Here is a 3,506-nt window from a genome sequence, read left to right on the forward strand (position 1 = left end):
CTCCTAGGGAATAGTAAACAGTGCCTAAATTATTGTAGGAAGACGCTTCACCCCCCCGATCACCGATTTCGCGTGTGATTGCTAAGGACTGTTGATGAAACTCGATCGCTTTTTGGTATTCTCCTAGAAAATAGTAAACATTGCCTAAACTGGTGAGGGATGCGGTATATTTCCAGTTAGTTTGATCCTCCTGTTGTTGGTAAACAGTGACTAATTCAAGGTAATAATCGGCTAGGGTTTGATAATACCCCCGTCGGGTGAGAAAATTATCGATAGCACGGAGAATATCAAAAGCATTGTCGTACTCGGTTAACTGATAGTGATGATAGAAAATTTCTAGGTAAGGTTGCACATCGTTGAGGATTTCCCAGGAGTCGGGTTTAGCAATAGAAAGATAATAGGCGATCGCTTTTTGGTGTAATTCCCTTTGATCGCCGGCTTTGTATTGTGCATATTCCCAAACTAAAGGCTGAAAACTAAAAATTCGCTGGCGATTTTCCTCTTTTTCTTCTAATAATGATCGTCGCTGCAATTCTCGCAGATCTGCCGTGATCTCGGACAGTGCGATCTCTGGGTAATTATCCATCACCGCTTTGGCTGCTGGAGAATCAAATTCTCGGCGATAAATGCTGGTTTTAGTGAATAATTCCTGCTGTCTTTGGCTAAGTCGCTGAAAACTAGCATCTAAAACTAAAGCAATTCCCACTGTCTCTTGACGATGACTCCCCACCACCTGCGGATCGCTCAAAAGTTGCGATAAATTTCCTAATCCTAAGTCCGCTAACCTTTCTAAACTGGGGTTTTGCGGAAATTCTGCTAAGATTAAATCCGCCACCAATCGCAGGAGTAATGGATGACCATCCACCCGTCGAGAAAAGTTCTCTAGATCCCCTGTTATTCGCGATTCCGCTAACAATTGCGCCCCTTCAGGTGGTTTCAAACCTTTTAGCTCGATCCAACGGTTAAAAACCCTAGTTTTTGGCTTTTCTCTGGTGGTGACTATAATTTTGCTGGTGTCACCTTTTTCTATCCAAGCAGTGAAAAACTGCTGATAAAATTCATTATTCCAAGAACCATCTTCCCCTAATAAACTCTCTAGATTATCGATAATAATTAGGTGGCGATGGCGTTGCAGTTGTCTGATTAAAGCTTCCTGTAAATCTATTTCTTCTTTGGGGACGGGATAACCAAATTCCGTCAGGAATTGGCGAGCTAAACCACTAAATTCGCCCAGATTTCCCGCTTCCCACCAAAAGCGTTTTGGGAATAAATCTTTATCGTCCCCTAGGGAAGGATCGAGGGGAATTTCCTCCTCAAAAATTTTGCTGGCTAGGGTAGATTTTCCAATTCCTCCAACTCCTTTGATGCCAATCATCGCAACATTTGGATCAGTAAACCACTGCTTAATTTGGGTGATTTCCTCCTTCCTTCCCTGCCAATAGGCGAGACGTTTTCGAGCATTTCCTCCCCTGAAAGTACTCCTTTGACTACTGCGATTATTTTCTATTGCGTCTGCTTTTGGGTGCAGATCCGCCAGTCATTCAGGAGGGATTCCTAGATTTAAATTACCCTTAACTTCTTGAATGTTCAATTGTTGTTTAATATCTTTGTTTATTTGTGTACCAATTTGAGTTTTCGTTTCTGTTTGATTCTGATTAATTGTCATAATTTGTTGTGCTAGGGTTTGGATTTCTTGGGCAAAATTGGGGTCTTTGAGCATTTCTACCTGTAAAAAAGGAACCACTTGCTGTTCAATCATCGCCTCGGATTTGGTTTGTTCGGCTGCCGCTAAAACCTGAGTGGCGGCGGGTTCCTTTTGTAACTTTTGCTTAATTTTTTGCCACAATTCTACACCTTTATCCATGGCTCCTTCCGTTAATTTACCGATAACAGCTTCAAAGGCGATTTTAGCGATTTCGGCGGCGGCTAATTCTGCTAACATAATTATCAATGGGGGGAATTTTTCGCCATTCTAGCACAACGGCAACAGCAGTTGTGGACGGTTTAAATGTTTGGTTGACTGTTCAAGAAGTAAAAAACAAAACTCTGATATCGTTGCCACAACAGGATTTAGATTAGAGCGAAGCGGACGCGCTGGTAAGCTAAGACATATTTAGGGTTTGCGGCAAAAAGTACGGGCGAAGCATTGGGATAGAAAATCTCCGGTTTCACCGATAGGTTATTGCCCAAATGCTTCGCCCCTACAGGACGCGGGCCGATGAAGACGCAAAAATCTTGCACCTGTTTCGCTCGTAAAGCCACAAAACCCCTACCTTGCCTACATTTCACATTTATTCAGCAAACCCTATTTAAACTGCTTATTCTTAGATTAGCCGAATCTCCTCCAATTCCTTTACTGTTGCCTCTTGCCTCGTCTCAACAAGCAATTTAAATGCGCGGGCAGCTTATCAGTCCACAGGGGTTATTTGCGATCATGAAAATTAAGACATAGTTAAGCGATCGGGCATAACACACCATTGGAGCGGACAATATTGGTAGGTTTTTGTTGGGAGGGAAACGTGATCGTTTGCCCCTCAATTAAGCCGTTAGGCAAATACGAGATATTTGTTTTTTAGGTAAGTCTCAGCAATTTTAAAGATCACAGAAGGAGTTAAATATGTCAGAAGAAAATATTCCTATTCAAATACAAGATAGAGATAATGTACTTGCGGCTGATGACGGCATAGAATGGCGTTATGGAAAACGCCCAGATTATTCAGGAACGAATAAAACGTTGAGGGTGCAAAGCGAAAAACATCATCCCACTGGCTCCTTAGAAGCTATTGCACAGAATTTAGTAAGAACATTTGAAATGGAAGCCACTTACAAGCTAAATCCCAATCAATGGACATCGGTTGATATAGATCAATTTAGAATGCGTACTAACCACGGTCCGGAATATACGGTACAAGATATTATAGAACGCGGAACTTATAATTTATTTTTAGGCGAAACACCGATTTATAGTTCAAAAGCAGAAGATTTTGAATCAGGTGCAGCCAGTTTTATGAATGCTTTTAAAACTGGTTTTGTTTGGGAAGTTATTGAGGCTTATAGCGGTCCGCCAAGAGTTATTTTTAAATGGAGACATTGGGGAACACATCAAGGAGAATTTAAAGGTCATGCGCCTACCAACAAACTAATAGAGGTATATGGCATTACAATTGCTGATGTAAATGCAGATTTAAAACTGACTTATGTTGAACATTTTTTTGATAATAGCCAATTTTTAGAAAAATTGGTTTCTGGCGGAAAGTGTCCAATGCACGGTTAGGAAATGACAAGGGTGGGATCACCCACAAATCTGCAAAATCCATCGGGTTACTTTTGATCCTCTAGTCATTTCATACTAAATCCGTTGAGTAACGCACAGAAAATGGGTTTCTCCGAGAAACCCGTTTTCTCCTCATGCACTCATGCAAAAAATTGAGGCACTTTTTCCCTGAAAATTAGGTAATTGGCCACCTCAAAACCGGTAAAACCCCACACCCCACACCCCACACCTG

General features: G+C 41.5%; 4 protein-coding genes. 1 reads left to right on the forward strand and 3 read right to left on the reverse strand.

Annotated elements, in window-relative coordinates; translation table 11 throughout:
• The 3 genes from IQ242_RS19855 to IQ242_RS19865 all read right to left on the reverse strand — a co-directional run.
• Positions 1-1,375: tetratricopeptide repeat protein (locus tag IQ242_RS19855; protein WP_193961147.1), on the reverse strand; the 1,375-nt coding region annotated here is incomplete at its 3' end.
• 162 nt (positions 1,376-1,537) lie between these two features.
• The gene (locus tag IQ242_RS19860; protein WP_125730249.1) at positions 1,538-1,942 is read right to left on the reverse strand and encodes a hypothetical protein; all 405 of its coding nucleotides are present in this window, start codon (positions 1,940-1,942) and stop codon (positions 1,538-1,540) included.
• A 128-nt stretch (positions 1,943-2,070) separates the two neighbouring features.
• Entirely contained in the window at positions 2,071-2,262 is a 192-nt protein-coding gene (locus IQ242_RS19865) for a hypothetical protein (RefSeq protein WP_193961148.1), read from the reverse strand.
• Positions 2,263-2,617: 355 nt separating this feature from the next.
• Here IQ242_RS19865 and IQ242_RS19870 point away from each other — a divergent pair, with 355 nt between their 5' ends.
• Positions 2,618-3,274: a SnoaL-like polyketide cyclase gene (locus IQ242_RS19870; protein WP_193961149.1), complete on the forward strand. Its 657-nt coding sequence runs from the start codon at positions 2,618-2,620 to the stop codon at positions 3,272-3,274.
• The last annotated feature ends 232 nt before the right edge of the window (positions 3,275-3,506 follow it).

Origin of the sequence: Microcystis sp. LEGE 08355 (assembly GCF_015207185.1) — a bacterium.
Taxonomy (GTDB): domain Bacteria; phylum Cyanobacteriota; class Cyanobacteriia; order Cyanobacteriales; family Microcystaceae; genus Microcystis; species Microcystis panniformis.

Coding starts and splice junctions, on each gene's coding strand:
- IQ242_RS19860 (WP_125730249.1), bottom strand. CDS start 1,942: ATGTTAGCAGAATTAGCCGCCGCCGAAATCGCTAAAATCGCCTTTGAA.
- IQ242_RS19870 (WP_193961149.1), top strand. CDS start 2,618: ATGTCAGAAGAAAATATTCCTATTCAAATACAAGATAGAGATAATGTA.